This window comes from Legionella impletisoli, from assembly GCF_900639875.1.
Taxonomy (GTDB): Bacteria; Pseudomonadota; Gammaproteobacteria; order Legionellales; family Legionellaceae; genus Legionella_A; species Legionella_A impletisoli.
Genome location: NZ_CAAAIA010000002.1, coordinates 146,903 through 173,494, shown reverse-complemented (window position 1 = coordinate 173,494; position 26,592 = coordinate 146,903). Strand labels below are relative to the sequence as shown.

Here is a 26,592-nt window from a genome sequence, read left to right as displayed (position 1 = left end):
AATGAAAATTTTAATAAGCAATGACGATGGAGTTCTAGCTCCTGGACTTCGCATTTTATCGCATGAGCTGGCATTGATTGGTGAGGTGGCAGTTATGGCACCTGATCGTAATCGCAGTGGCGCAAGTAATTCTTTGACATTATCCCGTCCATTGCGAGTACGAAAAATGGAGAACGGTGATTTTAGTGTTGAGGGTACTCCAACGGATTGCGTACATCTCGCTTTGACTGGTTTTTTTGATTTCGTGCCTGACATTGTGGTTTCTGGAATCAACGAAGGCGCTAACTTAGGGGATGATATTTTATATTCTGGCACCGTGGCAGCCGCTATGGAAGGGCGCTACTTGGGATTTCCTGCCATTGCCATTTCTATGGTAGGTGAGGTCATAAAACACTACGAAACGGGTGCAATGATTGCAAAACAATTGGTAAAAAAATTGCAATCGGAACGGTTACCCTCTCAAACTATTTTAAATGTGAATGTTCCCGATTTGCCTATCGAACAATTAAAGGGTATTGAAGTGACTCGTCTTGGAAGTCGACACAGTGCAGAGCCCGTTATTAAAGAAAACGACCCTCGTGGGCGTCCAATGTATTGGATTGGTCCCCCAGGTAAAGAAGCCGACAGCGGTCCTGGAACGGATTTTTTTGCCGTCAGTCACGGGGCTGTCTCAGTTACACCGCTTCATTTAGATCTTACGTATTACAAATTATTCAATGAAGTTGCTACTTGGATGGATACAATAGATTGGACATCTTGAGATTTTTTTCCTATTGGTATGATAAGACCATTGGTTGGTCCGCTCACCGACATGCGCCTTATTATCTTGCTGCAGTTTCTTTTGCTGAATCGTCATTTTTCCCTATACCGCCGGATGTTATGCTTTTAAGCATGGGTTTAGCAAAGCCAAGTTCTTCTTGGCGATATGCACTCATTGCTACCATTTTTTCCGTCTTAGGTGGAATTTTTGGATATCTTATTGGGTATTTAGGAATCGAATTAATTGAACCTCTGATTCACGGTTCTTCTTATGCAGCCAATTATGAAAAAATTTCTAGCTGGTTTAGTTACTATGGCGTATGGATTGTTATTTTAGCTGGTTTTACGCCGTTGCCTTATAAGTTATTTACAATTACTGCTGGCGTCATGCAGATGCCTTTTTTACCGTTTATCTTAGGTTCGATCCTAGGCCGTGGCTTGCGGTTTTTTTTAGTGTCAGGAATTATGTATTTTGCCGGTAAGCGAATACAAAATAAGCTTAGACATTATGTGGATGCGATTGGCTGGTCTACCGTAATAATCTTTGTTATTGTTTATTTTTTCTATCGCTGGAAAAGTTAACCATGCGCCAGAGATTTGTGCTGTTTCTTCTAATAAGTCTTATCGCGGCTTGCAGCCAACGAGAAGGATTAGCTCCTGTTTCCGAATCAAATTGGCGTGCGCCCCGCTTGCATCAAACGAGTCATATTGTTGCACCTGGTGAAACATTATACGCCATTGCGTTTCGTTATGATCAAGATTATCTCCGACTTGCAGAAATTAACCATCTTCATTCACCCTATCGATTAAGGGTGGGACAAGTTATCCACTTAAAGCCAACTTCAAAATCGTTGGTAAAAAAACCGGTATACACACAGCGGAAATCGAAATGGTTGCCTGCACCGAAGCCCGAACCGCGAATTACAAGCTTTAATGGACGTTGGCAATGGCCCGTTAACGGACGAATCGTTAATCATTATGCTCCGGCTCGGGGTAAAAAAGGGATTGATATCGCCGGTCGCACGGGGGAGAGTGTTCGAGCAGCCTCAGGTGGGGTTGTCGCTTATTCAGGTAATGGATTAATTGGTTATGGTAATTTGATTATTATAAAACACGATAATCAATTTTTAACCGCATACGGCAATAACGCTCAAAATTTTGTGAAAGAAGGGCAACAGGTCAAAGCGGGTCAGGTTATTGCGAAAATGGGGCTTGTTGATCATAAGTATTGGGGTTTGCACTTTGAAATTCGAAAATCAGGAAAACCCGTCAATCCTTTGAATTATTTGAAAAAAGGTTGACAGGATATAGGGATTTGTTGCAAAAATATCTCATGGATTAATATGTATGTTCATGAACAGAACTTCTCGATTCAATATGTGGACTGGCCTGATGCATCGGTCAGTTTAGTATGACTTCAGGATAAGTCGGCAATTTTAGCTTTAAGGCTCGAGCAGGTTTTGATTGTTTCTGCTATGATTAGGGGATGTCCCTAAAAAGCTTATTGATTTCAAATGATTATTTGGTTACAGAGGGAAGATCGTAATTCGAAGCTCATCATAAACAAGCATAGGTGAAACAATGTGCCCGAAAAAGAAATCATCAGATAAACCATCCAAGAAAGATGAAGAACTCATTAATGAGGATGATTTTAATGCTGAAGAAGATAGTCTTCTCCTAGAAGAGGAAGATTTAAACGAAGAAGAATCTGAAGACGAGCCAGATTTTACTGACGAAGAAGCTTTCCCTACCTACCAACGTGGAAAAAATGTGGCTAAGGCTATGGATGCCACGCAAATTTATCTAAGTGAGATTGGTTTTTCCCCTTTATTAACGGCAGAGGAAGAAGTGCATTATTCAAAGCTTGCATTGAAGGGGGATGTGGCTGCCCGAAAAAAAATGATCGAATCAAATTTGCGTTTGGTTGTTAAAATAGCGCGACGATATTTAAACCGTGGGTTGCCGCTTCTTGATCTCATCGAAGAAGGCAATCTCGGACTTATGAAAGCTGTGGAAAAATTTGACCCGAACCGAGGCTTTCGGTTTTCGACGTATGCAACTTGGTGGATTAGACAAACGATTGAGCGGGCCATTATGAACCAAACCCGTACCATCCGTCTTCCTATTCATGTAGTCAAAGAACTGAATGTCTATCTTAGAGCAGCGCGTCAATTAACCCAAAAGTTGGATCATGAGCCATCCCCAGAAGAAATTGCTGAAATGGTGGATAAACCCTTAGAAGATGTTGAAAAGCTCTTGGGCTTGAATGATAAAGTGACCTCAGTAGACACCCCAATTGGTTTTGAAGAAAATAAATCTTTATTGGATACCATTCCTGATGACAGTAGCATAAATCCAGCGGAGTTTCTCACCGACGAGAACATGAAAACGCATATTGAATCTTTGTTGGATGAGTTAACTGAAAATCAACAACAAGTCATTGCTAGGAGATTTGGTCTACGCGGTCATGAGAAAGCTACGTTGGAAGAAGTAGGCAAAGAAATTAATTTAACTCGCGAGCGCGTGCGCCAAATACAAGTTGAAGCATTAAAAACCTTACGCGGGCTTCTTGAAGAGCTTGGTTTGACTCAAGAAGACTTATTTGAATAAGACTTAAGCCATTTAAAGATCGGCTGCTGCACGGAACCAGGCCAATGAGTGTCTGTGCAGTTTCTCAGGCTTTAAAATGCTTTTCTAATCCTTTCCAACAAGAAAGATAATCTTCCTGTCGAGCTGGGTGCTTAAACGCAGATTCGGTGACATTCCAAGGATGGCGCGATTCGAACATAAAAGCTAATGTATTGTCATAGTATTCAGGTTCAAGTTTTTTAGTGCTGGCTTGTTGATAAGAGGTTTTATCTGGGCCATGAGCGGTCATGCAGTTGTGTATGCTAAACCCGCCTATTGAAAACCCTTTTAATTTGGCATCATATTTTCCTTTAATTAACCCCATGAATTCGCTCATGGTGTTGCGATGAAAATAAGGTGGACGAAACGTATGTTCTGCAACCATCCAGCGCGAAGGAAAAATTACAAAATCAAGATTAGCAACGCCTGGTATAGTACTTTCTGAGGTCAAAACCGTAAAGATTGACGGATCAGGATGATCAAAACTAACCGTATTGATGGTATTAAATAGCGATAAATCATAGCAATAGGGAGCGTAAGTACCATGCCAGGCAACCACATTTAGTGGGGAATGATCGCTATAGGCAAGCCAAAGATTATTTTTATATTTACACAGTAATTCGACTTCTGAAGCATGATCTTCTTCATAAGCAGCGTATGGATATAAAAAATGACGAGGATTTGCTAAACCATTAGCCCCAATAGGGCCAAGTGAGGGCAGTGTAAGAGGATCGGCGCTATTTTCACAAAGATACCCTGCGGCACTAGAATCTAGAAGCTCCACTTTAAAACGGACCCCTCTGGGGATAACAGCAATCCATCCTGGTTCAATTTCAAGAGGGCCAAATTCAGTATGTAATTTGATTTTTCCAAGATAGGGGACAAACAACAATTCACCATCATAACTACTAAAATAACGCGTAGTCATGGAGCAATTACATTGATATAAGAAAATGTGTTGTGTTTCATTCGTGGAGATAGGCTGTAATCCGTCAACAAAATCATGCGTTGTAGTCGGGTTAGGATAGGGAGACCAACGAAGCGGCATAGGTGGTTGCAGAGATAAAAGGGTGCTGGTTAATTTTTTTTGATATAACGTAAACTCTTGCTGCATGACTGAAGGCAATATGCGATATAACCAACTATGAAGATTACGATGACGAGGACGGGTAAACGCGGTTCCACTGAGTTGTTCGGCATAAAGCCCTAAAGAGCATTGTTGAGGAGAATTTTGTTTTTTGGGTAAAGCATTTTTAATGGCTTCAGTTTGATGATGATTTCCAAATCCGTTTAAATACATCGGTGCTCTCCAATACAATTGGTGCTCTTGATTGATACTCTTAGCATAACTCGATTTAAATAAACCTGTCGAGTTCACCAGAAAACCTCAGGGCAAAGACATTTAATTTTTGAACGTTACACGCTTTTTTTGTCTACTTGTCTTGCTTTATGCAGGGCATGCAGTTGGATTGAATGAAGTTCAGAGTTGGATGGGAGTTGTTGATAAATCCTCATCTCTGGTAGATAACAATAAAATTAAATTATTTAACGTGCTCTTCTTTGTCAGAGCATTCTTTTTAAATATAATGAGCAAATTGAGCTGGTTTAAGTATGAGGTTTTATTATGGCAGGGCATAGTAAGTGGGCAAACATTAAATTTCGAAAGGGCGCCCAAGACGCAAAACGCGGTAAAATTTTTACAAAATTAATTCGTGAAATCACGGTTGCGGCACGTATGGGTGGGGATGATGAATCCGCAAATCCAAGATTAAGAGACGCTGTGACCAAAGCATTGAAAGCAAATATGAAGCGTGACACGATCGATAATGCGATAAAACGTGGGGCAGGTGGATTGGAAGGCGATAATATGATGGAATTAAGATACGAAGGATACGGACCTGGCGGGGTTGCTATTCTCGTCGATTGCCTGTCAGACAACAAAAATCGCACGGTTTCAGAAGTTAGACATGCGTTTACCAAGCATGGTGGTAATTTAGGAACGGATGGCTCGGTTTCCTATCTTTTTAATCAACAAGGTGAAATACTATTAGCTTCCACCGACCGAGAAGATCAAGCAATGGAAGTGGCTATTGAAGCTGGCGCTGAGGATGTGATGGAAGAAGATGGGCAGCTTGAAATCATTACCTCACCAGAAACGTATCACGCAGTTTTAGAAGCTTTACAGGCCTCTGACTTTGAAGTGGAGCATTCTCATATCACGATGAGGGCACAGACCTCTGTTCAACTCAATCAAGATACAGCAGAAAGTTTAGAAAAGCTGATTGATATGTTGGAAGACTTGGACGATGTGCAATTGGTTCACAGCAATGCTGAGTTTCCTGAACATCACTTTAATCCTAACAACGAATGACGATTATTTTAGGGATAGACCCTGGCTCGCGTGTTACTGGCTATGGGGTAATCAGAGAAAAGAAGCCGAATCAACTGGAATATCTTGATAGTGGTTGCATCCGCACAGGTGATTGTAGTTTGGGTCAAAAGCTTTTGCGCATTTTTAATGGGATCTGTGAAATCATGGAAGAATTTAGCCCAAACGAAGTGGCTATTGAACAAGTGTTTATGCATCAAAATGCAAATGCGGCATTGAAGTTGGGTCATGCGCGCGGAGTTGCTATGGTCGCTTGTGCCTCTCATCGAGCACTGATTAGTGAATACTCCGCTCGTGAAATTAAACAGGCTGTTGTCGGTTATGGTGCCGCACAGAAAGAACAAGTCAAACATATGGTGGTTAATTTGTTAAAGCTTAATAATTCCCCGCAAAGTGATGCGGCTGATGCTTTGGCGATTGCGATATGCCACAGTCATATGAAACAAGGATTGGCAGTGATGAAGCGTGGAAGACAACAACGAATAAGGTGGCGCTGATGATTGGGTGGCTAAAAGGACGCATTATCGATAAAAATCAACCAGGAAAGCTTGTTGTGGATGTGAATGGCGTTGGATATGATGTTGAAACCTCCTTGCAAACTTTTTTTCAACTGACGAGCCTTGATAGTTTGGTTGGCCTTCACATTCATACGGTTGTTCGAGAGGATGCCTTGCTGCTTTATGGATTTTTAGATGAAGAAGAGCGAGCTTTATTCCGGGCATTGATTAAAGTCAATGGGGTAGGTCCTAAGCTTGCCATTGCTATTTTGTCTAGTATTACGCCAGCTGAGTTTGTTCAGTGCATCCAAAATCAAGATCCCCAGATGTTAACACGATTACCGGGCATAGGTAAGAAAACGGCTGAGCGACTGGTTGTTGAAATGAAAGATAATTTAAATGGATTTTCTGCAATTTCTAAGACATCGAGCCCTTTATCAGTATTTTTGCCTGCAGAGGATGAAGCGATTAAAGCACTAGAATCATTGGGATATAAGTCACAAGAGGCAATTAAAGCGGTTAAGAAAGTGGACGATGGCCGGCAAACCAGTGAGCAATTAATTCGGCAAGCATTGCAGGTTTTATCTAGATAGGATGCCCAAAACACCCTCATCGAGTTATTCGGTTTCACAATGGGTGTGGTAACGCTTCGTGAATGGGAAAATAAACCTTCACAATGAGCCCAGTTCCTTCTGGTGGTGTGCTTAGAATGACTCGACCGTTATGAAGCGCGGTGATTTGCTGAACAATCGCAAGTCCCAGACCACTTCCTGGACTTTTATTCCCTAATACACGGAAAAAGCGTTCAAACACTCGGGAACGTAATTCATCTGGAATGCCCGGACCGTTATCTTGTACTTCAAGAATGATTTCATTGGGTTCAGAGTAAACTCGAACCGTGACGAAGCTGTTTTCTTTCGAATAGCGAATGGCATTATCCACTAAGTTTCGGATTAAAATGCTAATGGCAGTCGGGTTTCCTTTAAATTCAGGAACGCTAGGTTCTTCTTTAAATTCCAGCTCAATATTTTTTTCAACAGCGGCAGGAGCCAACATGGCTAAGACTTCACGGGCAATTTTACCAAGGTTTACTTTGTCAAGATCATGAATGGTAGCGGCTTCGGGGACTAACTTACTCATGGTTAACAATTGCTGAACTATATGTGTGCTACGGTTTACACTGGCGATTAATTTTTGTAGTGCAACATTTTTTTCTTCAATATCTTGGGTATTCAACGCCACTTGTGCTTGGGCTTTAAGAGCAGCTAATGGAGTTCTTAATTCGTGTGCGGCATCAGCAGCAAAGCGTTTTTCACGTTCAAACGCTTCCTTCAGTCGATAAAATAATTTATTTAACTCATCCACCACAGGTTTAATTTCTTCGGGAACTCTTTGAATATTCACCGGCTCAAGATGATTGGGCGCACGGTTTGCAACTTCTTCTGCAACTCGATCAAGACTATCTAGCCCGCGACCAATGATGATCCAGATTAATAATCCTGATAAAGGAAACGTGAGCAGCATGATGTATAAGTCATCCTGAGCAATTCTTTGCCCCAGTTCATTTCGTGTATCGTAGCGTTCACCAAGAACGGTGCGGACCCCAGCTTTATTGTTATAGGTGGTGAACACACGCCAATCTTGATTATCAAGTTGCTTGTCGCTAAAACCATCTGCCTCGGCTGTTAGTGGGAGTTTTGGAGCGCTAGAAGATTGTAACAGTAATTTTCCGCCATCCGTCCAGACTTGAAAGCTAAATTTATCGAGATAATGTTCAGGGGCATCATCCTTAATGAGTGGATGTTCGAAATAAGTTTTAACTTTTTTCGGGATGTTGTTAAGAGATGTTTGAATTTTTGATAAGGGTCTTTGATGAACATCATCGCCTAAAAGAGCTTGATACGATAAGGCCGAAACAGCCATTAAAGTGTCTAGATGTTCTTGGATATCTTTTTGATCCAAATAATAGTTACCAATAGCCGTCAGTGTGGTTGTGATCGTGATGGCCAGTAATAAATTGATTAAAAGAAATTTACGGATTGAAGATTTCACGGTAGAGGGTTATGCCTAGAATGTTAAAATTATGAGCTTTCTTGCTTCTCAACCATATATCCTACGCCGCGAATGGTTCGTATGTAATTCGCATTCAGTTTTTTCCGTAAGTTATGAATATGCACTTCTAACGCATTACTGTCCACATCCTCATCCCATCCATAAATACTTTGCATGAGTTGCTCACGAGACAGGACGTGACCACTGTTTTCTAAAAGCTTTTCCAAAAGCGCAAATTCACGTCGCGGTACATTAACTATTTCATTATCAACCATGACCGTATGCGCTGCGGGATCAAGTGTAACATTACGATATTGCAGTACGCTGTCGGCACGCCCTTGAGAACGTCGAATCAATGCACGTACTCTAGCGCTCAGTTCATTTAAATCAAAAGGTTTTATAATATAGTCATCTGCTCCAGAATCTAAGCCTTTAACACGGCTCTCTACGGATTCCCTCGCAGTTAAAATGATGACGGGGGTGCTATTACCTTCGTGACGAATCGATTGCAGTAAAGCAATTCCAGACAATTTGGGAAGTCCTAAATCTAAAATAATTAACTCAAATGTCTCGGTTTTTAAGGCGGCTTTCGCTGCCTCACCATCTTTTAACCAGTCTACAACATAGCCGAACTGGGTTAAACCGGTTTTAACGGCATCCCCTAATAATTCATCATCTTCAATTAAAAGTAATCTCATTGTTTCTCCTAGCCTTGAGAATTACGTGAGGTTTGTTGCTCAATTGGCTTGTCTTCAACATGTCTGGCAAGGTAAATGGCTTGCAGCAAAATAAACAGTAAAGTTAATCCCGCTCCGCCAAACAATTTAAAATTGACCCATATATTAGTATCAAAGGAATAGGCGATGTAAAGATTAAGTGCGCCCATAATTAAGAAAAACAAAGCCCAAGCTATATTCAACCGGCTCCAAATTTTAGTCGGCAAGGTAATATTCCCATCCATCATTTTTTGAATGAGTGTTTTTTTTCCTATAAACGATGAGCCGATAAAGACTAAAGATGCTAGCCAGTATAAAACCGTCGGTTTCCATTTAATAAACCAAGGGTTATGGAAAAATAATGTTGCACCACCCAATATCAAAATTAATCCTAAGCTGATTAAATGCATCTTTTCATATTTCTGCATTTTAATGCGATAAAATAAAACTTGTATAAGTGACGCTACCATGGCTACGGCGGTTGCCACGTATATTCCAAACAGTTTATAGCAAATGAAAAAAACCAGAATTGGAAAAAAATCAAATAGTAATTTCATTTATCCATACAATTTTTATTAAGTAATCTTAAGTATAACACATGATTTTCAAGGATCTTGCAAGTATCTATGAGAAAAACTAGAAATTTACAGCTTACTTGTTCTGCGAGAATAGGCCCTAATTGTCAAAGTATAGGGCCATTTTCCGTGGATTACTTTTAAGGGGGGGTGATTATCGTAAAATAATCTCCTGGCCAGGTTTTAAAGCATGTTTGTTTAAATGGGGATTTAGTTTCATTAAAGCACTTACTTTTGTGCTGAAACGCTTTGCTATTCGGCTTAAATTATCCCCTTTGACGATGGTATAGCGATTAGGACCATTGGATTTTTGTTCTTTCCAGATAACGAGCTGATGCCCTGCATGAAGAGGAACATGAGGTCCTATTAGATTCCATTTTTTAATATTTTCTTCGGTAACGCCGTAGCGTTTGGCAATATCGGCATACGACTCTTTTTTCTGCGCGATATGAATAATTTTATACTGCTTCAGCTCAGCGAAGTTTATAGGCGTTGATTTCTTTTCAGCGCTTGGAGTTGACGTTGGTGCTGTAGGGATAGGAGTGGTGCTTGGAATTAATAGATATTGTCCTACTTTAACCGCGTTTGATTTTAACTGATTTAACTCTTTAATAAGATTCGCTGTCGTGTGATGACGTTTTGCAATTAAACTTAAGTTTTCTCCAGAAGCAACTTTGTGTCGTCGCCAATTAACGCGTTCTTCATGAGGAAGTTGAGATAACTTATGATAGAAGGTTCGGACTTTATCAACTGGGATCAACAATTTGTAGGGATGATAAGGAGCAGTAGTCCAACGATTGTACTCGGGATTCAATTTAATCAATTCTTTGTAGGAAATACCTGCAAGTTTAGCAGCGTGGTTTAAATCAATCTGGCTGCCTACATTAACTTCTTCAAAATAAGGTACATGTGGTATTTCCGGAAGTTGAACGTGATAGCGTTGAGGGTTTTGAATAATTGCAGCTAAGGCAAGAAGTCGTGGAATATAATTTCTAGTTTCTCTAGGTAAAGGCAAACGCCAGAAATCAGCTTGCCGACGTTGACCACTTTTTTTAATTAATCTTGAAACGGTTCCTTCACCAGAATCATAGGCTGCGAATGCTAATAACCAATTGCCACTGAAAAATTTATTCAGGTACGCTAAATAATTGAGTGCAGCATCCGTTGAAGGTCGAATGCTTCGCCGACCGTCATGCCACCAATCGCGTTTTAATCCAAGATCAGTACCAGTACCTGGCATCAATTGCCAAAGACCGGCTGCTCCTGCTCCGGAGTAGGCAAACGGATCATAAGCGCTTTCAATTAAGGGGATAAGTGCGATTTCACCCGGTAATCGTCGTTTTCGGATTTCTGAAACAATGTGATAGATGTAGGGTTCTGATTGAGCAAGACGCTTAAGATACGTTGGGTGTGATACAATCCAACGTATTTGAGTCTGTACCTCAGGACGCCGTTCTTCGTGATTTAGGGTAAATTGGCGACGTAAAACATCCCAAATACTTGGCGTAAACTGGGCATAAGCCGTATTAGTAAATAATCCAAAACCAATTAATATAATAAATAAATATCTAAATATCAGTAGCTTACACTTCAACCTTATGTGCCTATTCTAATATAGAGCATTGCAGTCTACTAAAAAAAAAACCATTAGAAAACCTTTTTGGGTTTAAATTAATCCATATGTGGTTAAATTTATACAAAGAGGACTAAATTTAGTGAAATTATGCCCTAATTTCGTAGTTAATTGAATTGATCTTTCGCTTCTCGCAAGTGTTTAAAAATTAAAAACTCATCATCGGGGTTTATTCCGTTAGTTTCAGCATACTGTTTTAAAGCATCTTTATCGGTTCTTAAGAAAGGATTGATTTGCTTTTCCAGGGCAATGGTTGAGGGTAAAGTACATTGAATCGATTCATCGGCTAGATGATTTTGATACGTTTGAATGGCTTCATTCTCAGGTTCTACTTGCCTCGCAAATTTTAAATTTTGCCTTGTGTATTCATGCGCACAAAATAGTTTGGTTTGTTGAGGTAATGCTTTCAACAACTCAAGGGAGTAAAAGAGTTGTTTCATGCTGCCATCGAAAACACGTCCGCAACCGGCTGAAAATAACGTATCTCCACAAAATAACCAACCTTTCGAGGGCTCTTGGTAACAGATGTGAGTACTGGTGTGTCCCGGAATGCTTAGCACTCTAAAATCATATTGATCAATATGAATTACGTCTTCATCGCGAACTGGCGTATTCACCTCTGGTATTCTCTCATCGATGGGGCCAAATATTCTGACGTCTGGAAAAGCCTCTTTTAACGGGCCTAAGCCACCCACGTGATCATAATGATGATGCGTGATTAAGATATGTGTTAAAGATAAATGATTCTTTTCAGCATAGGAGAGAAGGGGATTTGCATCACCGGGATCTACACAAATAAAAGTATGATTTTTCTCATTAATAATGGCCCATATATAATTATCTTTCAAAGCAGATAAGGCAACAATTGTCATAAAAACCTCCTTCTTCATGCCAGTTATGATCGTTTTAATATTAAAAAGTATACCTTAGACAAACCTTTGTCATTTTTACACTATACTTTAGATCAGGGAACGTCCCTTGCAACGAAAAAATGGAGGCTAACCATGGGCTTACATAAAGGCTTTGAAGACAGCCAGCTTGTTTCAGATTTAAACTATGATGAAGATCTGGAAGGACTTGATCCCATTGAAGACTCTGAACATAAAAAACGTGTTCGCAAAATGATTGAAGAAAGACTTGAGCGAAAACGCTTAAAAGAAGAACTTGAAGATGAGCTGGATGGAGAGTTTGATTGGGATGAAATAGATAAATAATCTCCAAATTATAAGCCTAAACTGCTTGCTGATTAAGTTCTGCTGCAAGCATGGTATTCATCATAAGAGTTGCGATGGTCATGGGGCCAACACCCCCTGGGACGGGAGTTAACCAGGCGACAACTTCTTTTGCAGCATCAAAATCAATATCGCCTTGAAGTTTACCTTCTTTATTACGATGAATACCAACATCAATTACGACATGATTTTTATTTAGCCATTCGGTCTTAATAACTCCATGATGGCCTGTAGCAACAATAATAACCTCCGCATTCAGGATATGTTCTTTTAGATTTCTCGTTCCGCGATGACAAATCGTGACGGTGGCGCCTGCCAGTAAACACTCTAACGCCATTGGTCGTCCAACGATATTGGATGCACCAACCACAACGACATTTTTTCCCTGTAAGGAGAGGTCATAATAGTTTAGAAGTCGCATAATGCCATAAGGGGTACAGGGTCGTAATAAAGGGTTTCCTTGTGCTAGTCTTCCAAAGTTATAAGGATGGAAGCCATCGACGTCTTTATAAGGGTTAATGTGTTCGATAATCGTTTTACTTTCAATATGAGTAGGAAGAGGTAATTGTACGAGAATCCCGTCAACCTCCCGATTTTCATTTAATTCGTTAATAAGGGATAATAAGTCTTCTTCGTGGGTATCGCGCGCTAAATGATAAAATAGCGATTGAATACCCATTTCTTTACAAGCTTTTCTTTTGTTTTGTACATAGATCTGCGAAGGCGCGTCATCTCCGACTAAAATAACGGCTAATTGTGGAGCAGGTAATCCGCTTTGAATTCTTTTGCTTACAGCACGTAAAATAGTTTGGTGTAGTTCAGAAGCGACTTTTTTGCCATCGAGTAAAGAGGCCATAGAGCAAACTTAATGAAAAAAATGAAAAGGATTATCAAATAGATGTAAGCAACAGTCAAATGGGGTATTATTAAATTTAATTAAAATTTTCCAGTGAGTGGTTTATTCGTTCATTAGCAATGGAACTTGTTTGTATAAACTTTCAACGTTGGAATGTTCAACAAATCCTATGATGTGAATTTGAATCATTTTGATTATAATGCTATGTTTTTTATTAAAAACTTATGCATTATAACTTAGCGAGGAAGCCATTGGTGCAGGGAGCTCCTTCTTGAAGAAATTATTACGTTACGTAATTACATTTTTCCTGTTTCCTATTGCCGCCAATGCGCTTGGTCTCGGCAATATGACGGTGCATTCCTATTTAAATCAACCCTTCCATGCTGAAATTGAACTAATTGATGTGGGTAATTTACCTTCATCTGCCATTAAAGTGAGTGTCGCTTCAGTTGAAGATTTTGAACGTGCAGGACTTGAACGTTCCTATATTCTTGACGCATTGATCTTTCAGCTTGAGAAAAAGCGCAGAAAAACTTATCTTGTGGTGCGTTCCATTGAGCCAATAACAGAACCTTACCTAGACCTCTTAGTTGATTTAGCTTGGCCGAATGGTCAAGTTTATCGCGCCTACACGGTTCTTCTCGATCCTCCCGCCTATCAACTGGATTTAAAAAGAAAAGAAATACGTGCACAGAAAAAAAAACGCGCTTATTCCACTGCCAATACCCGGGCGCCGGGCGTTGTTGAAAAAGAAGTAATCACTCAAATGTTTGAAACCAGTGATTCAATTGGTCAGTCTAAAGCCAAGACGTATGGTCCTACGTTAGAAAATGAAACCATCTGGCAAATTGCACAGCGTCTTAAACCATCTGGCATTACGCTTCACCAGATGATTTTAGCCATTACTGGAGAAAATCCTGATGCGTTTACCGATGGTAATATTAATGGTTTGAAAAAGGGAATGAAATTAAACATTCCTTCAGCTGAAATAGCAGACACAATCCCTGAAGAACTAGCTAAACGAGAAGTGTTCCAACATGATCTTGCTTGGGAGAAAAAAGAACCCATCAACCACGTATTAGCCCCTCCTTACTTTAAGGTTGACCGTGAAATACAAAAGCCAGTATCAACGCAAAAAAAAGAATACAAATCTATACTGCCTCCTCTTCCTGATTTTACGGCTTCAGTTCCAGGTAAAACGACCTTTTTTTCACCCTTTATCCCAAGCGATCCATCGTTTTTATCTGCGGGAGAAGACGCTACACCCAAACCTGCATCGGTTAAAACTCAGGTTCAAGATACAAGCAGCGATCAAGCGCATCTTAGAGCAGAAATGGCTATTGCTGCAGCCGCTATCGATTCCGTACGCGAAACCAACTCACTCTTAACTGAGCAAGTTAAACTCTTACAAGCTGAAAATAAACGCCTCCAAAATGAACTACAAAAAAGAGAGCAAGCGCTACAAAACTTACAAGAACAAGTTCGAAAGTTGACCTTAAGGCAAGGTTTGGCCGGCCAAGCAAGCGCAACAGAAGAATATAAGAATCCCTCATCATGGCCATGGGTGGTACTTATTATCGTATTCATAATCGGTGGGGCTTTGTTTAGTTATTGGTGGTTCTGGATAATAAAAGGCCATCAAGAGCCTAAAGAAGTTAAGAAAATGGAGGAGTCTTCCAGTGAGTCCCTAACCTTACCCATCATCACAGAAGAAGAGTCGTCGGAAAATCATTCAGAAGAAGCGGAAACTTCTGAGCCTCTAAAACCTTTACCTACATCTGGTGTGGTCATTAAAGAAAGCAGAGTTCCTAAAACGCAAGAGGAAAAAGAGCAAGCTACTTTAACGAAGGAACCTGAGATTACACCAAAAGAGGCGTTAGGCGATATCGAGCCTCAAACTGAAAACGCCCCCAAAATTTTAGGGGAGCCTATCGTATTAGAACCCCCCGAAGAAAAAGTTGATGAGTTAAGGCATGACGCAGTAGAGGAGATGCCAAAACCAGGGCCAGAGTCAGAGCCAGAGCCAGAGCCCAAGCCAAAACCAGAGCCAGAATCAGAGCCAGAATCAGAGTCAGAGTCAGAGGTTTCTAAAGATGTAAGTTTAGAAAGGTCTGAAAGTAGAGAAGCTTCTGAGGATGATGGTGTAGATACCGGACTCATTGAATTTGAACCTTATATTCCTGAGGAAAAGGTTGAATCAGAGCCAACAACTCCGTCAAACGTTTCGCATAAACTTAATGAAGAGGATAATGCTCTTGAGTTTGTGCCTCCAGTGTTTGAAGAAGATGAAAAATCAAAAGAAACAGAGGAAGAGGACCTTCAAGAAGATGAGAGTCCTCCAGTAGATGAACCTGAGCCTCCAATCGAATTGTCTATCCATCACGAGGAGGAAAAAAATTCCGATGAGTCTATAGTAGCTACTGTGGATGAGGAAGAATTAAAGCCTATAAAAAGTACTCGTGCATTACAAACCCTTCTTGATTTGGCTTCTACTTATGTCAGTATGTCCGATTATGAAGCAGCAAAACAATCACTTGAAGAAGTTATAGAATATGGAACTGAGGAACAGAAGAAAAAAGCTAAATCCATGTTGGAGCAACTTCTCGACAAGGAGTAACTCACTTATAAGATGAATGCGTTTGAATGGACCTATAAGGAGATCAGACATGCCTCTACCTAGGCTTAACCTTAAAGAAGATGAGGGAAGTATAGTTTTAACGCCTCATGATAAAAACATTACAAATATTGATCACATCCGATTAAAGTTTGATTTATGCGATCCCTCTGATGTGATTTTAGACGTTAAGCTATCCTATACGGATTACGGTAATGTTTTTTTAGATTTTATAGTCAAATTTAAAGAAAAATACAAAGATTATAAAAAGTTTCCTAATAGGAATAATACCGTAGAAATTTCTTCAAATGATTATATATTCCTAAAAGATGAGGCAACCGAACTTTTAAAGGACTTGTTGAATAGCCTGTTTACATTTGTAGGCATCCGTGAAGCGGAAAAAATTCCGTTTAATGAGTATTGTCGTACGCATGGATTAGATTATGAATTACCAGTGAGCTCTTCTTTAGAAATAAACTCTTTGTTTGCCAAAACCTCTGAAAACAGTTCTTCGAACTGCACAACTGTGCTGGCTCCCCATAAAGCCTCTGAGTTAGCTTTTAAGTAGCATAAACGTTAAGAAATAGTAAAATAGCAACTCGCCGCTTTCGTGGCATCTATACTTACAATATGTGTTATAAATAGGTGACTTCATGACGAATGTGCCGCATCTAAAGATTAAACATATCTTAATAGGTTTAGTTATCTGCTTCATTTCTTTGGATGGCATAGCAGGGGTTACCACACCTGATACTCAACAAACTAGTCGATTCAGGGTTACCAATCAATGCGATGAACCATTATGGATTCAACAAGATTTTAAAAACCCAACGAATGATCCCAATGTAGTAGAGATAGCTCCTGGTTTAGCATATGATTATGCCATCCCAGATAAAGGGCTTGCATCGACAAGATTTTGGGCTAAAAAAGGATGTAACGAACATGGGTATAACTGTAAGGTTGGTGAAAGTACTGCCGTACCTGAAGCCGAATCAAAAGGCTGGCAGAAGCCTCCTTATGCGCCGGATATCAATAGCAAATTTGAAGCAACGTGGGGATGTGTTGCTGCGATATTTAATCATAACCCTTCTCTTTGTGCACCAAATCCCAGCGCTCCAGGACAAAATTTAGGTCCTGAGACCTGGTGGAATGGTTCTGCAGTTGATGGTTACACCTTACCTTACGCTGTGAACGTCATAAACCATCAAAACACTTGCTTAGATTTGCACTCTGAACAAGTCTTAACCGATCCAGGGGTGAATTGCGGAGGATTAAAACCAACCTTATGTCCAGCAAGTGCAAACTTATCAACTGAAGGTCAATTCAATACCATTAATGGAGTAAATGTCACAGAAGTTAATTTACAGTGGGTTGAAAAAGAGACTGGAGAATCCATTGGTTGTTTTAGTCCCTGCGCTAAGTTAACCACGGCCCAGGGTAGTGATGGTGGAAGTGATGCCGGTGGTTGGAAACATATTTTAGGCGGTCTAACGCCAGAATCACCTGAAGCCCAAATGTATTGTTGTCCGACACCACCCATTTCAAGCGGACAATGTAGCGCAGGCCCCGCTGCTAGAAGTAGTTATGCACAAGCTGTGACCCAAATCCAACAATGCAATTCCTATACGTATGCTTATGATGACGCCAAAGGACTCGCACGTTGTGGACCGCAAACCAAATTTGAATTAATTTTTTGCCCTAAAGAAGACCAACAACCCAGTGAAATTAAGTTTAAAGCGATTGTGCCAGAAGGGGTTAAAGCAACCTATAATGAACAACCTGTATCTAATAACCAGGAACTTAATATAGTCAATGGCGCTGTGGTTAAACTCCTAGAAGATGCCTCACAGTGTGTTCTTAAAGTGGATACAAACCAGCAAGTTACTGGCGATAGCGGCACACTGTGTGCTCAGCTGATTATTAATAACACCACTAAAACTTTGACATTCCCTGAAGCCCCACAGCCACCTAAAGCAACCTTTAAAGTACAATTTAATTTTAACCCGACATTCGGAGTGAGCGCAGCACTGAATGACAGGATCTTGAACAACGCAGAACCAATTGAAGCATCTCAGTTGCCTCAAAACTCTGTTTTAAAAGCCTTTCAAGGCAATAAATCCGCTTCCTGTAATTTAACGATAAGTCCTGATAATGTTACGCGTGGACAAGGAGAGCTGTGTTTACGACTTAATATCGTGAAAGAAGGAAATGAAAAAATACACGTTTATTTGCCCGCTGATATCCCCGATACCGGGGATGGTGGAGTTTTGCCAGAGGCACCTAAATACGTCGTATTTGGTATGGATCCTTCCATGTATGCCGAGTTTTTACATCACATAGTCACCAATGGCTCTAAAATCGCGCTAGATAATTTAGGTAATGCTACCCAGATTAATTTAATTGCTTATCAACATGACATTAGCGCAAGCTGTATGATTGGAAAATCAGGCGATTCACTATCCATTATTCAAGACACAGGTTTACTCTGTAGCGGCGGATTGGTGTTGCAAACGCAAAACAATGGGGATATCTATATTGGTTTACCAAATCCATTGCCGCAAGCTGCTCCAAGCGGCGATAGTAAATCGTTTGGCTTAGGAATTGCCGCTGGCATGACCATTACTGTAAATGACCAAGTGGTCCGATGGGATTCTCGCGATAAAACCGTATATTTTCCACAAGGACAAACCGTTGTGAAGATATTAGGGAACAATGGATTGATTCGAGAATGCCCAATCACATTGAATCAAGATAAACTAACATGGCCTAATGTTCCAGCATGTGTTGGTGTGGTTGTCCATGGAAATGTATTATATTTCCCAGCATTTTAGGTTTTTCCCTCTGAAAAAACCCGATTACGTGCAGGGGGCACGCTTACTTCTTGGAAACCTTAGATGTAAATTATGCTATTTTACCAACAATCCCACGTATAAAGATCAGTGCTGGTAGACAGTCCTTCCTTACTCGATCTTAAAGGTGGTCGAGAATGACACCATTCGACAAATAGCCTAGACAAATCTATAACAGTGTTATACATTGGCGATTTTAGTGAGATTTTGGTTTATGCGCATTGCTTTGATGGTTGAATACGATGGCAGTCAATATCACGGCTGGCAATCGCAAGCCGGTCTGCGCACAGTTCAACAAGTCATTGAAAATGCTTTAAGTAAGGTTGCGGATGAGGACGTCAACGTTATTTGCGCGGGCCGAACAGATACAGGGGTTCATGCAACCCATCAAATCATTCATTTTGATACGGAAAAAGAGCGAACCATTCGTTCATGGATTCATGGCACTAATTCTTTTTTGCCTAAAGACGTTTGTATTAAATGGGGGCGAGAAATGCCTGACACATTTCATGCCAGATTTTCCGCACTTTCCAGACGTTATCTTTATGTGATTTATAATGCGCCTATACGGCCTGGTTTATTACGTTCGAATGTGACTTGGCAATATCGTCAGTTAAATCATCGCCTTATGAATGAAGCTAGCCAATTTTTATTGGGCGAGCAAGATTTTACTTCTTTTCGTTCTATTGAGTGTCAATCGAATTCTCCAATGCGCAATGTACAGCATTTGCAAGTGGCTCGTAAGGGAGATTTCGTAATTATCGATATTTGCGCCAATGCATTTTTACACCACATGGTTAGAAATATAGCTGGTGTATTGATAGCCGTGGGTTCTGGGCGTCAGCCAGTTCCGTGGGTCAATGAGGTATTAGCCGCCAAAGATCGAAGAATGGGTGCTGAAACAGCACCACCTTACGGACTTTACTTAACTGAGGTTGTATATCCGAAAGAATTTGGGGTAATCAAAGGAAATAATACGCCTTTATTTCTTGGGGGATGTTAATTCATGGGGCGTGTCCGTGTAAAAATGTGCGGAATGACGCAGCGGCAAGATATTGAATTGGCTGTTTCCTTAGGCGTCGATGCAGTTGGGTTAATTTTCTATTCACAAAGCGCTCGCTGCATCACGCTTTCAAATGCGAAGCAGTTATCAAAAAATCTTCCACCCTTCATGAGTCTTGTTGCGGTTTTTGTAAATCCTGAGCGTCAGTTTGTAGAAGAAGTGATTCGTGACATTCCTGTGCATATTTTGCAGTTTCATGGAGATGAGTCCAGCGAGTTTTGTGAACAATTTTCTAAGCCCTACATCAAGGCTATTTCAGCAACTTCTTATGAATCCATCTTACAAGAGGCAAATAAATACCCTAACGCGTCAGGAATATTACTGGATACGCCATCAAGCCAGCGTGGAGGGAGTGGTCAAACGTTTGATTGGGCCATGATACCCCAGCAATTACCCTTACCTATCATTCTTGCTGGAGGTATAAATACTCAGAACGTTATGGCTGCTATTTCAAGCCTCCCCTTATATGCCATTGATGTTTGCAGCGGAGTGGAGTCATCACCAGGAATAAAAGATCACCAAAAAATGAAACAATTTATGCAAACTATGGAGTAACTATGAGCGAACAAGAACTTCCAGATCAATACGGCCACTTTGGTCCATATGGCGGAATGTTTGTCGCCGATACTTTAGTTCATGCATTGCAAGAACTACAACAGGCATATGAGAAAGTACGTCATGATCCTGATTTTCAGGCTGAATTTAAATCTGAATTAATCCAATACGTCGGAAGAGAAACACCGCTGTATCATGCTAAAAATCTAAGCCAAACAATCGGTGGAGCAGAGATTTATTTAAAACGAGAAGATTTAAATCATACCGGTGCGCACAAAATTAATAATACGATAGGTCAGGCATTATTAGCCAAACGAATGGGTAAAAAGCGCATTATAGCGGAAACTGGTGCAGGGCAGCATGGCGTAGCTTCTGCAACGGTTGCGGCAAAATATGGCATGGAATGCGTGGTTTATATGGGAGCTGAGGATATTGAACGGCAAGCCATCAATGTCTATCGAATGAAATTATTAGGTGCAACTGTAATTCCCGTTCATTCTGGTTCCAAAACTTTAAAAGATGCATTAAACGAGGCAATGAGAGACTGGGTTAGCCATGTGGATGATACATTTTATATTATTGGAACAGCAGCCGGCCCTCATCCTTACCCACAAATGGTTCGTGATTTTCAATCCGTTATTGGTGAGGAAGCACGGCAGCAACTCTTAGAAAAAACCACTCGTTTACCCGATGCCTTAGTAGCTTGTGTTGGTGGGGGCTCAAATGCAATTGGATTATTTTATCCTTTTTTAAAGGATAAAGATGTAACAATCTATGGTGTAGAGGCGGGTGGAAAGGGGTTGGATAGTGGCCAGCATGCAGCCTCACTTCTAGGTGGCAAGCCTGGTGTTTTACATGGTAATCGGACCTATTTATTGTGTGATGAGCAAGGTCAAATCATGGATACGCATTCGATTTCAGCCGGATTAGATTATCCTGGGGTTGGACCAGAACATGCTTATTTAAACGATATAGGGCGGGTTAAATATGTTGCTATTAACGACGACGAAGCCTTAGAAGCATTTCATGTCTTATGCAAGATTGAAGGCATTATTCCTGCTTTGGAATCAAGCCACGCGGTGGCTTACGGAATGAAATTAGCGAAAACTATGACCCCTCAGCAACAAATCGTCGTCAATTTATCTGGGCGTGGGGATAAAGATATTCATACGGTGGCTAAACTAGAAGGCATAACACTATGAATCGAATTGATGAGACACTCACAAGGCTAAATGAATCTAAAAAGAAAATGCTAAGCCCTTATATTACGGCAGGTGATCCAGAGCCTGATTTTACCGTATCCCTGATGCATGCGTTAGTTGAAGGCGGAGCAGATGCATTGGAAATTGGCGTTCCTTTTTCAGATCCTATGGCTGAAGGTCCAGTTATTCAAGGCGCAATGGAAAGAGCATTAGCGCATGGAGTATGCATGGATGATGTCTTGAATATGGTCGCTGAATTTCGAACAAAAAATACTGAAACGCCTATCATTTTAATGGGCTATCTTAATCCGATTGAGCAATATGGCTATGAAACGTTCATAAAACGAGTTAAGCAGGTTGGGGTAGACGGAACCATTCTTGTTGATTTGCCACCTGAAGAAAGCGAAACCGTGGCTCCTTTGTGGGAACAATATGGTGTTCATGCAATTTATCTGTGCTCTCCAACTACTTCTGACGAGCGTATGTCGCAGGTGAATCGACTGGGAAGTGGATATTTATATTATGTTTCATTAAAAGGTGTGACCGGTTCGAATGCATTGGATTTGGAATCCGTAAAACATGATTATTCTCGTCGCAAAGCGCAGTCCCGATTACCACTCATGGTGGGATTTGGAATTAAAACGCCAGAAATAGCGGCTCGCATCGCACAATTTGCAGATGGTGTGATTGTGGGAGCCGCTTTAATTGATACAATACACCATGCTTATAAGAACCAGAGAGATCCATTAGAAGCTGGAAAATCGTTTATAGCTGAAATGCGGCAAGCGATGGATAACCATCCATGCTAAAACATTTATTTTGGAATTGAAAGAATGACCGATAGCATTGAAAAAAGACCTCACTTTATTCGTCAATTAATCAAAGACGATTTAACACTCGGTAAACACAAAGAGGTAGTAACCCGGTTCCCACCGGAGCCCAATGGTTTTTTACATGTTGGCCATGCCAAGTCGATTTGTTTAAACTTTGGATTAGCAGAAGAATTCAATGGCCGTTGTTACTTGCGATTTGATGACACAAATCCAATGAAAGAGGAAGAAGCGTTTGTAAAGGGAATTATTGAAGATGTGCATTGGCTTGGGTTTGATTGGTATGCTAAAACGCATTCTTCCGATTATTATCAAGCGCTTTATGACTATGCAGAATTACTAATCCAAAAGGGATTGGCTTACGTTGATAGTTTAAGCATGGAAGCCATTCGCGAATATCGTGGCACGTTGCAAGAACCGGGTCGTGAAAGTCCTTATCGTAATCGCTCGATAGAAGAGAATCTAGATTTATTTCGGCGAATGAAAACCGGTGAGTTTGAAGACGGCGCTCATGTATTGCGAGCTAAGATAGACATGCAATCAGGCAATCTAAACATGCGTGATCCAGTTCTTTACCGAATTCGTCATGCCACGCATCAACAAACCGGTGATCAATGGTGTATTTATCCTATGTACGATTACGCCCACCCATTGTCGGATGCTTTAGAACATATTACCCATTCTTTGTGCACATTAGAGTTTCAAGATCACAGACCGTTGTATGATTGGCTAATTGAACATTTACCGGTGCCAGCTAGACCGGTTCAGACCGAATTTGCTAGGTTGAACTTATCGCATACCGTTACAAGCAAACGGAAACTTAGACAACTGGTCGAAGAAAACTATGTCAGTGGCTGGGATGATCCTCGTCTTCCAACGATACGTGGCATGCGAAAACGAGGCTATCCTCCTAAAGCAATACGTGAATTTTGTGAGCTCATTGGAATTTCTCGCAGTGATTCTGTGATTGATATGTCACTCATGGAGGAATGCGTTCGTGATGAGCTCAATAAAACGGCAAAACGAGCCATGTGTGTCTTAAACCCGATAAAAGTTGTCATTTTAAATTATCCAGAAAACAGGGTAGAAGAACTCAACGCGCCATACCATCCTCAAAACCCTGAATTCGGACTTCGTGCTTTACCTTTTTGTCGTGAATTATACATTGAGGCGGATGATTTTATGGAAAATCCCCCTAAAAAGTTCTTCCGATTATCGCCTGGAGCTGAAGTTCGATTGCGCAATGCCTATGTAATACGATGCGAAAAAGTTATTCATGACGAACAAGGTCATGTGGTGGAACTTCATTGTAGCTATGATGAAAACACATTGGGTAAAAATCCTGAAGGTCGCAAAGTGAAGGGTGTTATACATTGGGTTTCAGCTCAACACGCACACCCGGTTAAAATTTTCCAGTACGATCGTTTGTTTACGGATCCAAATCCAGGGCGAGAGGAAGATTTTCTGCAATTCATCAACTACGATTCATTGCAGATTTCTAATGGGTATTGTGAACCTTCTTTAGCGAATCAACCCGCGAGCGAGGTGTTTCAATTTGAACGTTTAGGGTATTATGCGGTTAATGAAGTAGATAATCAAAAAACCACTGCGTTTCATCGCGTGGTTAGTTTAAAAGATACTTGGGCTAAGGAATTATGATCAAGATCTTCTAACCGGATCCCAATCAAAAATAAGGACACTAGCATGCTGAAGGTCTATAACTCATTAACTCGAAAAAAAGAACTATTCATTCCCATGAGACCTGGCAAAATTGGGATGTATGTCTGTGGCATTACGGTATACGACCGCTGCCATCTTGGTCATGCTCGGGCCATGGTTTGTTTTGATGTAATTGTTCGATTTTTGCGTACCCAAGGGTTTGATGTAACGTTCGTTCGTAACATCACGGATATTGATGATAAGATCATAAATCGAGCTATTGAACGCAATATGCCCATCCAAAAATTAACAGCAAAATATATCGAAGCGATGGATCTCGATACTCGGGCACTTAAAATTTTACCCCCAGATAAGCAACCCCGAGCGACAGAAAATATTGATGCGATCATCGCACTAATACAACGCTTAATTAACAAAGGATGTGCCTATATTACCGCAACGGGTGATGTATGTTTTCACGTTCCAAATTTTGAAGGGTATGGAAAACTATCTCACAAAGACCTAGAAGGATTGGAAGCGGGTGCACGCATTGAAGTCACAAAAGATAAACGTTCTCCACTAGATTTTGTTTTATGGAAAATGGCAAAACCTGGTGAGCCAAGCTGGCCATCTCCTTGGGGTCTCGGAAGACCTGGATGGCACATTGAATGCTCAGCGATGGCTATGGAAGAATTGGGTGAGCAATTTGATATTCATGGTGGTGGCGTTGATTTACAATTTCCCCATCATGAAAACGAAATTGCGCAAAGTGAAGGCGCAACCGGGCATGCGTTTGCGCATTATTGGCTCCATGTCGGATTACTGCAAATCAATAATGAAAAAATGGCTAAATCCACAGGAAATTTTCTGACTATTGAAGCGGTATTAAAAAAGTATCATCCTGAGACGGTACGTTATTTTTTATTAAGCAGTCATTACCGAAGCCCTTTGAATTATTCTGATGAAAATTTAGAAAATGCTTATAAAGGATTGGTTAGACTATATCAGTCACTAAAAGGCCTATCTTTTGATAAAGACGACGTAGATAAGAGTTGGATAGCTAAATTTAATAAAGTCATGAATGATGATTTTAATACTCCCGAAGCATTAGCTGTATTGTTTCAGTTGAGTCATGAGGTCAATAAAACTAAATCGTCTAAGCTTGCAGCAACCTTGTACAAACTTGCGGGTGTTTTAGGGATCTTAACGGAAGCACCGGATGATTTTTTACAAGCAGGACTGACTGAAAAAGATAAAGAATGGATTGAAACGTTAATTAAAGAACGAAACGAGGCTCGTAAAGAGCGAAACTGGGCAAAAGCCGACGAAATTCGAAATCAGTTGCTCGATAAAGGTGTTGAAATTGAAGATGGTTCTGAAGGTACGACGTGGCGTATTTCCAGAGAAGAAGTGGAGGAGTAACAAAGAAGAAGGGGAGCATCGAATTAAGCTATTTAACTTGCGTCTCCTTCGTTTTGGAATTCATAGATTTCTGAAATAAGCCAACTAAGTAAATAATTAAAAAAGCAATGGATACACCGTAAATCACATTAAAAAATCGAGCAAAAACAATAACCTCTTGGCTCAAACCTGGCACATCAAGCAGTAAGACTACCGATAAAGCAATGCCCATTGTATTAGCCATGTTGGCCAAACGTGGCTGTAAGGCTAAGCAATAGCCACAGGCAAATAAACCAATGGCTAACGGGACTAAAATCCAAGGGTTATTTGATGTAATAAATAGTGCAACAAGGCCTGCAAACAAGGCAACCAATAAATGAGCTAAAATTCGCTTCCAAGCGTTTTGTACTGTTTTACCTATATTTTCTTCCAAAACGAAAAGGCAACTGATGGTGGCCCAGAAGCCTAACGGATAGTTAAACCATCGCCAGGTTAAAAAGGTAAGCCCACACGCAAGGCTCATCATGAACGCTTCAAGGAGCATGCTCTTTTTGAATACAAACTCAAATTGACGCTTAATGGGCTCCCCCTTAATTTCCGGCATATAATGTCCAGCCAATAAACTAAGTAACGAACAAATAAAACATCCAACGATCACTTCATAGGTTCGCCAAAGAGCCATTTGTTCGACATTATGGGTAAGTCCTGCTGCAACGACTAAGGTAAATGTTAATCCAGTAATGATCATTAAATAGCGATAATGGGTTGCGGCTAAGGTGAGTAATATAGCCAAAAAGATGCAAATGAAAAACACAGGCGTGAGAAACGACTCAGGCAGTAATCGTACAAAATAATAAGCGCTAGTGGCACCGATTACTGTCCCAAGTAAGCGCAACAGAATTTTAAAGTTTGTGTTGTTTACTTTAGCTTGAGTTACTGCGGCAATTGAAATAACAGCCCAATAGCCTTCCGACCATTGAAAATAACGATATAAAGAAAAGGCAATGACAGCACTTAGGGACATAATCATCCCTGAATATAGCCCTTCTTTTTTAAGGGGGGTAGGAAGCTTTTTTATCATC

Annotated in this window: 25 protein-coding genes; 17 read left to right on the top strand and 8 right to left on the bottom strand. The window is 40.6% G+C overall.

Features of this window, described 5'->3' with window-relative positions:
• Position 1 precedes the first annotated feature (1 nt).
• The 4 genes from surE to rpoS all read left to right on the top strand — a co-directional run bounded on the left by surE (position 2) and on the right by rpoS (position 3,369).
• On the top strand, positions 2-760 hold the full coding sequence (gene surE, locus E1O41_RS03065) for a 5'/3'-nucleotidase SurE (protein ID WP_131775848.1): 759 nt from the start codon (positions 2-4) through the stop codon (positions 758-760).
• Positions 757-1,341: a YqaA family protein gene (locus tag E1O41_RS03060; RefSeq protein WP_131775847.1), complete on the top strand. Its 585-nt coding sequence runs from the start codon at positions 757-759 to the stop codon at positions 1,339-1,341. The genes surE and E1O41_RS03060 overlap by 4 nt, the downstream gene beginning before the upstream one ends.
• Before the next feature lie 2 nt (positions 1,342-1,343).
• Positions 1,344-2,060: a peptidoglycan DD-metalloendopeptidase family protein gene (locus E1O41_RS03055; RefSeq protein ID WP_131775846.1), complete on the top strand. Its 717-nt coding sequence runs from the start codon at positions 1,344-1,346 to the stop codon at positions 2,058-2,060.
• 280 nt (positions 2,061-2,340) lie between these two features.
• Positions 2,341-3,369, top strand: a complete 1,029-nt coding sequence (gene rpoS, locus E1O41_RS03050; protein WP_131775845.1) for an RNA polymerase sigma factor RpoS — start codon at positions 2,341-2,343, stop codon at positions 3,367-3,369.
• A 64-nt stretch (positions 3,370-3,433) separates the two neighbouring features.
• Here the strand turns inward: rpoS and hmgA are convergent, their stop codons facing one another.
• Positions 3,434-4,687: a homogentisate 1,2-dioxygenase gene (hmgA, locus tag E1O41_RS03045; RefSeq protein ID WP_131776024.1), complete on the bottom strand. Its 1,254-nt coding sequence runs from the start codon at positions 4,685-4,687 to the stop codon at positions 3,434-3,436.
• 324 nt (positions 4,688-5,011) lie between these two features.
• Between hmgA and E1O41_RS03040 the strand changes: the two genes are divergently transcribed.
• Genes E1O41_RS03040 through ruvA form a run of 3 tightly spaced genes read left to right on the top strand, consistent with a single transcriptional unit; the run spans position 5,012 to position 6,866 of the window.
• Positions 5,012-5,758, top strand: a complete 747-nt coding sequence (locus tag E1O41_RS03040) for a YebC/PmpR family DNA-binding transcriptional regulator (protein WP_131775844.1) — start codon at positions 5,012-5,014, stop codon at positions 5,756-5,758.
• Positions 5,755-6,273 (top strand): crossover junction endodeoxyribonuclease RuvC, encoded by a 519-nt coding sequence (ruvC, locus tag E1O41_RS03035; RefSeq protein ID WP_131775843.1) that lies wholly within the window; start codon positions 5,755-5,757, stop codon positions 6,271-6,273. Before E1O41_RS03040 ends, ruvC begins: the two co-directional genes overlap by 4 nt.
• Entirely contained in the window at positions 6,273-6,866 is a 594-nt protein-coding gene (ruvA, locus tag E1O41_RS03030; RefSeq protein WP_131775842.1) for a Holliday junction branch migration protein RuvA, read from the top strand. Before ruvC ends, ruvA begins: the two co-directional genes overlap by 1 nt.
• Before the next feature lie 34 nt (positions 6,867-6,900).
• On the opposite strand, the gene E1O41_RS03025 is transcribed toward ruvA, so the two are convergent.
• The 5 genes from E1O41_RS03025 to gloB all read right to left on the bottom strand — a co-directional run bounded on the left by E1O41_RS03025 (position 6,901) and on the right by gloB (position 12,121).
• Positions 6,901-8,325, bottom strand: a complete 1,425-nt coding sequence (locus E1O41_RS03025; protein WP_131775841.1) for an ATP-binding protein — start codon at positions 8,323-8,325, stop codon at positions 6,901-6,903.
• A gap of 29 nt (positions 8,326-8,354) precedes the next feature.
• Complete coding sequence (locus E1O41_RS03020; RefSeq protein WP_131775840.1) at positions 8,355-9,023, bottom strand: response regulator; 669 nt, start codon at positions 9,021-9,023, stop codon at positions 8,355-8,357.
• An 8-nt stretch (positions 9,024-9,031) separates the two neighbouring features.
• Positions 9,032-9,598 carry a septation protein A gene (locus tag E1O41_RS03015; RefSeq protein WP_131775839.1) on the bottom strand — a complete coding sequence of 189 codons (567 nt, stop codon included), beginning with the start codon at positions 9,596-9,598 and terminating at the stop codon, positions 9,032-9,034.
• A gap of 172 nt (positions 9,599-9,770) precedes the next feature.
• Positions 9,771-11,210, bottom strand: coding sequence for a lytic transglycosylase (locus tag E1O41_RS03010; protein WP_131775838.1), 1,440 nt, complete (start codon positions 11,208-11,210; stop codon positions 9,771-9,773).
• Between the two features lie 146 nt (positions 11,211-11,356).
• Positions 11,357-12,121, bottom strand: a complete 765-nt coding sequence (gloB, locus tag E1O41_RS03005; protein WP_131775837.1) for a hydroxyacylglutathione hydrolase — start codon at positions 12,119-12,121, stop codon at positions 11,357-11,359.
• A 132-nt stretch (positions 12,122-12,253) separates the two neighbouring features.
• Here gloB and E1O41_RS03000 point away from each other — a divergent pair, with 132 nt between their 5' ends.
• Entirely contained in the window at positions 12,254-12,463 is a 210-nt protein-coding gene (locus E1O41_RS03000; protein ID WP_131775836.1) for a PA3496 family putative envelope integrity protein, read from the top strand.
• Positions 12,464-12,479: 16 nt separating this feature from the next.
• Here E1O41_RS03000 and folD read toward each other — a convergent pair whose 3' ends face one another.
• Positions 12,480-13,337: a bifunctional methylenetetrahydrofolate dehydrogenase/methenyltetrahydrofolate cyclohydrolase FolD gene (gene folD / locus E1O41_RS02995; protein ID WP_131775835.1), complete on the bottom strand. Its 858-nt coding sequence runs from the start codon at positions 13,335-13,337 to the stop codon at positions 12,480-12,482.
• Between the two features lie 271 nt (positions 13,338-13,608).
• Here folD and E1O41_RS02990 point away from each other — a divergent pair, with 271 nt between their 5' ends.
• The 9 genes from E1O41_RS02990 (at position 13,609) to cysS (ending at position 25,531) form a co-directional block, all read left to right on the top strand.
• Positions 13,609-15,954 carry a motility hub landmark protein FimV gene (locus E1O41_RS02990; protein WP_131775834.1) on the top strand — a complete coding sequence of 782 codons (2,346 nt, stop codon included), beginning with the start codon at positions 13,609-13,611 and terminating at the stop codon, positions 15,952-15,954.
• A gap of 49 nt (positions 15,955-16,003) precedes the next feature.
• The gene (locus E1O41_RS02985) at positions 16,004-16,519 is read left to right on the top strand and encodes a hypothetical protein (RefSeq protein ID WP_131775833.1); all 516 of its coding nucleotides are present in this window, start codon (positions 16,004-16,006) and stop codon (positions 16,517-16,519) included.
• An 85-nt stretch (positions 16,520-16,604) separates the two neighbouring features.
• Positions 16,605-18,782 carry a glycoside hydrolase 64/thaumatin family protein gene (locus E1O41_RS02980; protein WP_131775832.1) on the top strand — a complete coding sequence of 726 codons (2,178 nt, stop codon included), beginning with the start codon at positions 16,605-16,607 and terminating at the stop codon, positions 18,780-18,782.
• A 232-nt stretch (positions 18,783-19,014) separates the two neighbouring features.
• On the top strand, positions 19,015-19,803 hold the full coding sequence (gene truA / locus E1O41_RS02975) for a tRNA pseudouridine(38-40) synthase TruA (RefSeq protein WP_131776023.1): 789 nt from the start codon (positions 19,015-19,017) through the stop codon (positions 19,801-19,803).
• A 3-nt stretch (positions 19,804-19,806) separates the two neighbouring features.
• Complete coding sequence (locus tag E1O41_RS02970) at positions 19,807-20,418, top strand: phosphoribosylanthranilate isomerase (RefSeq protein ID WP_229669316.1); 612 nt, start codon at positions 19,807-19,809, stop codon at positions 20,416-20,418.
• A gap of 2 nt (positions 20,419-20,420) precedes the next feature.
• Positions 20,421-21,620, top strand: a complete 1,200-nt coding sequence (gene trpB / locus E1O41_RS02965; protein ID WP_131775831.1) for a tryptophan synthase subunit beta — start codon at positions 20,421-20,423, stop codon at positions 21,618-21,620.
• Positions 21,617-22,429 carry a tryptophan synthase subunit alpha gene (gene trpA, locus E1O41_RS02960; RefSeq protein WP_131775830.1) on the top strand — a complete coding sequence of 271 codons (813 nt, stop codon included), beginning with the start codon at positions 21,617-21,619 and terminating at the stop codon, positions 22,427-22,429. Before trpB ends, trpA begins: the two co-directional genes overlap by 4 nt.
• A 24-nt stretch (positions 22,430-22,453) precedes the next feature.
• On the top strand, positions 22,454-24,109 hold the full coding sequence (locus tag E1O41_RS02955; protein WP_131775829.1) for a glutamine--tRNA ligase/YqeY domain fusion protein: 1,656 nt from the start codon (positions 22,454-22,456) through the stop codon (positions 24,107-24,109).
• A 45-nt stretch (positions 24,110-24,154) separates the two neighbouring features.
• A complete protein-coding gene (gene cysS / locus E1O41_RS02950) occupies positions 24,155-25,531 on the top strand; it encodes a cysteine--tRNA ligase (RefSeq protein ID WP_131775828.1) in 1,377 nt (458 codons plus the stop codon).
• A 28-nt stretch (positions 25,532-25,559) separates the two neighbouring features.
• On the opposite strand, the gene E1O41_RS02945 is transcribed toward cysS, so the two are convergent.
• A complete protein-coding gene (locus E1O41_RS02945; protein ID WP_165481086.1) occupies positions 25,560-26,591 on the bottom strand; it encodes an FUSC family protein in 1,032 nt (343 codons plus the stop codon).
• Position 26,592: the final 1 nt, after the last annotated feature.

Coding starts and splice junctions, on each gene's coding strand:
- surE (WP_131775848.1), top strand. CDS start 2: ATGAAAATTTTAATAAGCAATGACGATGGAGTTCTAGCTCCTGGACTT.
- E1O41_RS03055 (WP_131775846.1), top strand. CDS start 1,344: ATGCGCCAGAGATTTGTGCTGTTTCTTCTAATAAGTCTTATCGCGGCT.
- rpoS (WP_131775845.1), top strand. CDS start 2,341: ATGTGCCCGAAAAAGAAATCATCAGATAAACCATCCAAGAAAGATGAA.
- hmgA (WP_131776024.1), bottom strand. CDS start 4,687: ATGTATTTAAACGGATTTGGAAATCATCATCAAACTGAAGCCATTAAA.
- E1O41_RS03040 (WP_131775844.1), top strand. CDS start 5,012: ATGGCAGGGCATAGTAAGTGGGCAAACATTAAATTTCGAAAGGGCGCC.
- ruvC (WP_131775843.1), top strand. CDS start 5,755: ATGACGATTATTTTAGGGATAGACCCTGGCTCGCGTGTTACTGGCTAT.
- ruvA (WP_131775842.1), top strand. CDS start 6,273: ATGATTGGGTGGCTAAAAGGACGCATTATCGATAAAAATCAACCAGGA.
- E1O41_RS03020 (WP_131775840.1), bottom strand. CDS start 9,023: ATGAGATTACTTTTAATTGAAGATGATGAATTATTAGGGGATGCCGTT.
- E1O41_RS03015 (WP_131775839.1), bottom strand. CDS start 9,598: ATGAAATTACTATTTGATTTTTTTCCAATTCTGGTTTTTTTCATTTGC.
- gloB (WP_131775837.1), bottom strand. CDS start 12,121: ATGACAATTGTTGCCTTATCTGCTTTGAAAGATAATTATATATGGGCC.
- E1O41_RS03000 (WP_131775836.1), top strand. CDS start 12,254: ATGGGCTTACATAAAGGCTTTGAAGACAGCCAGCTTGTTTCAGATTTA.
- folD (WP_131775835.1), bottom strand. CDS start 13,337: ATGGCCTCTTTACTCGATGGCAAAAAAGTCGCTTCTGAACTACACCAA.
- E1O41_RS02985 (WP_131775833.1), top strand. CDS start 16,004: ATGCCTCTACCTAGGCTTAACCTTAAAGAAGATGAGGGAAGTATAGTT.
- E1O41_RS02980 (WP_131775832.1), top strand. CDS start 16,605: ATGACGAATGTGCCGCATCTAAAGATTAAACATATCTTAATAGGTTTA.
- truA (WP_131776023.1), top strand. CDS start 19,015: ATGCGCATTGCTTTGATGGTTGAATACGATGGCAGTCAATATCACGGC.
- E1O41_RS02970 (WP_229669316.1), top strand. CDS start 19,807: ATGGGGCGTGTCCGTGTAAAAATGTGCGGAATGACGCAGCGGCAAGAT.
- trpB (WP_131775831.1), top strand. CDS start 20,421: ATGAGCGAACAAGAACTTCCAGATCAATACGGCCACTTTGGTCCATAT.
- trpA (WP_131775830.1), top strand. CDS start 21,617: ATGAATCGAATTGATGAGACACTCACAAGGCTAAATGAATCTAAAAAG.
- E1O41_RS02955 (WP_131775829.1), top strand. CDS start 22,454: ATGACCGATAGCATTGAAAAAAGACCTCACTTTATTCGTCAATTAATC.
- cysS (WP_131775828.1), top strand. CDS start 24,155: ATGCTGAAGGTCTATAACTCATTAACTCGAAAAAAAGAACTATTCATT.
- E1O41_RS02945 (WP_165481086.1), bottom strand. CDS start 26,591: ATGATAAAAAAGCTTCCTACCCCCCTTAAAAAAGAAGGGCTATATTCA.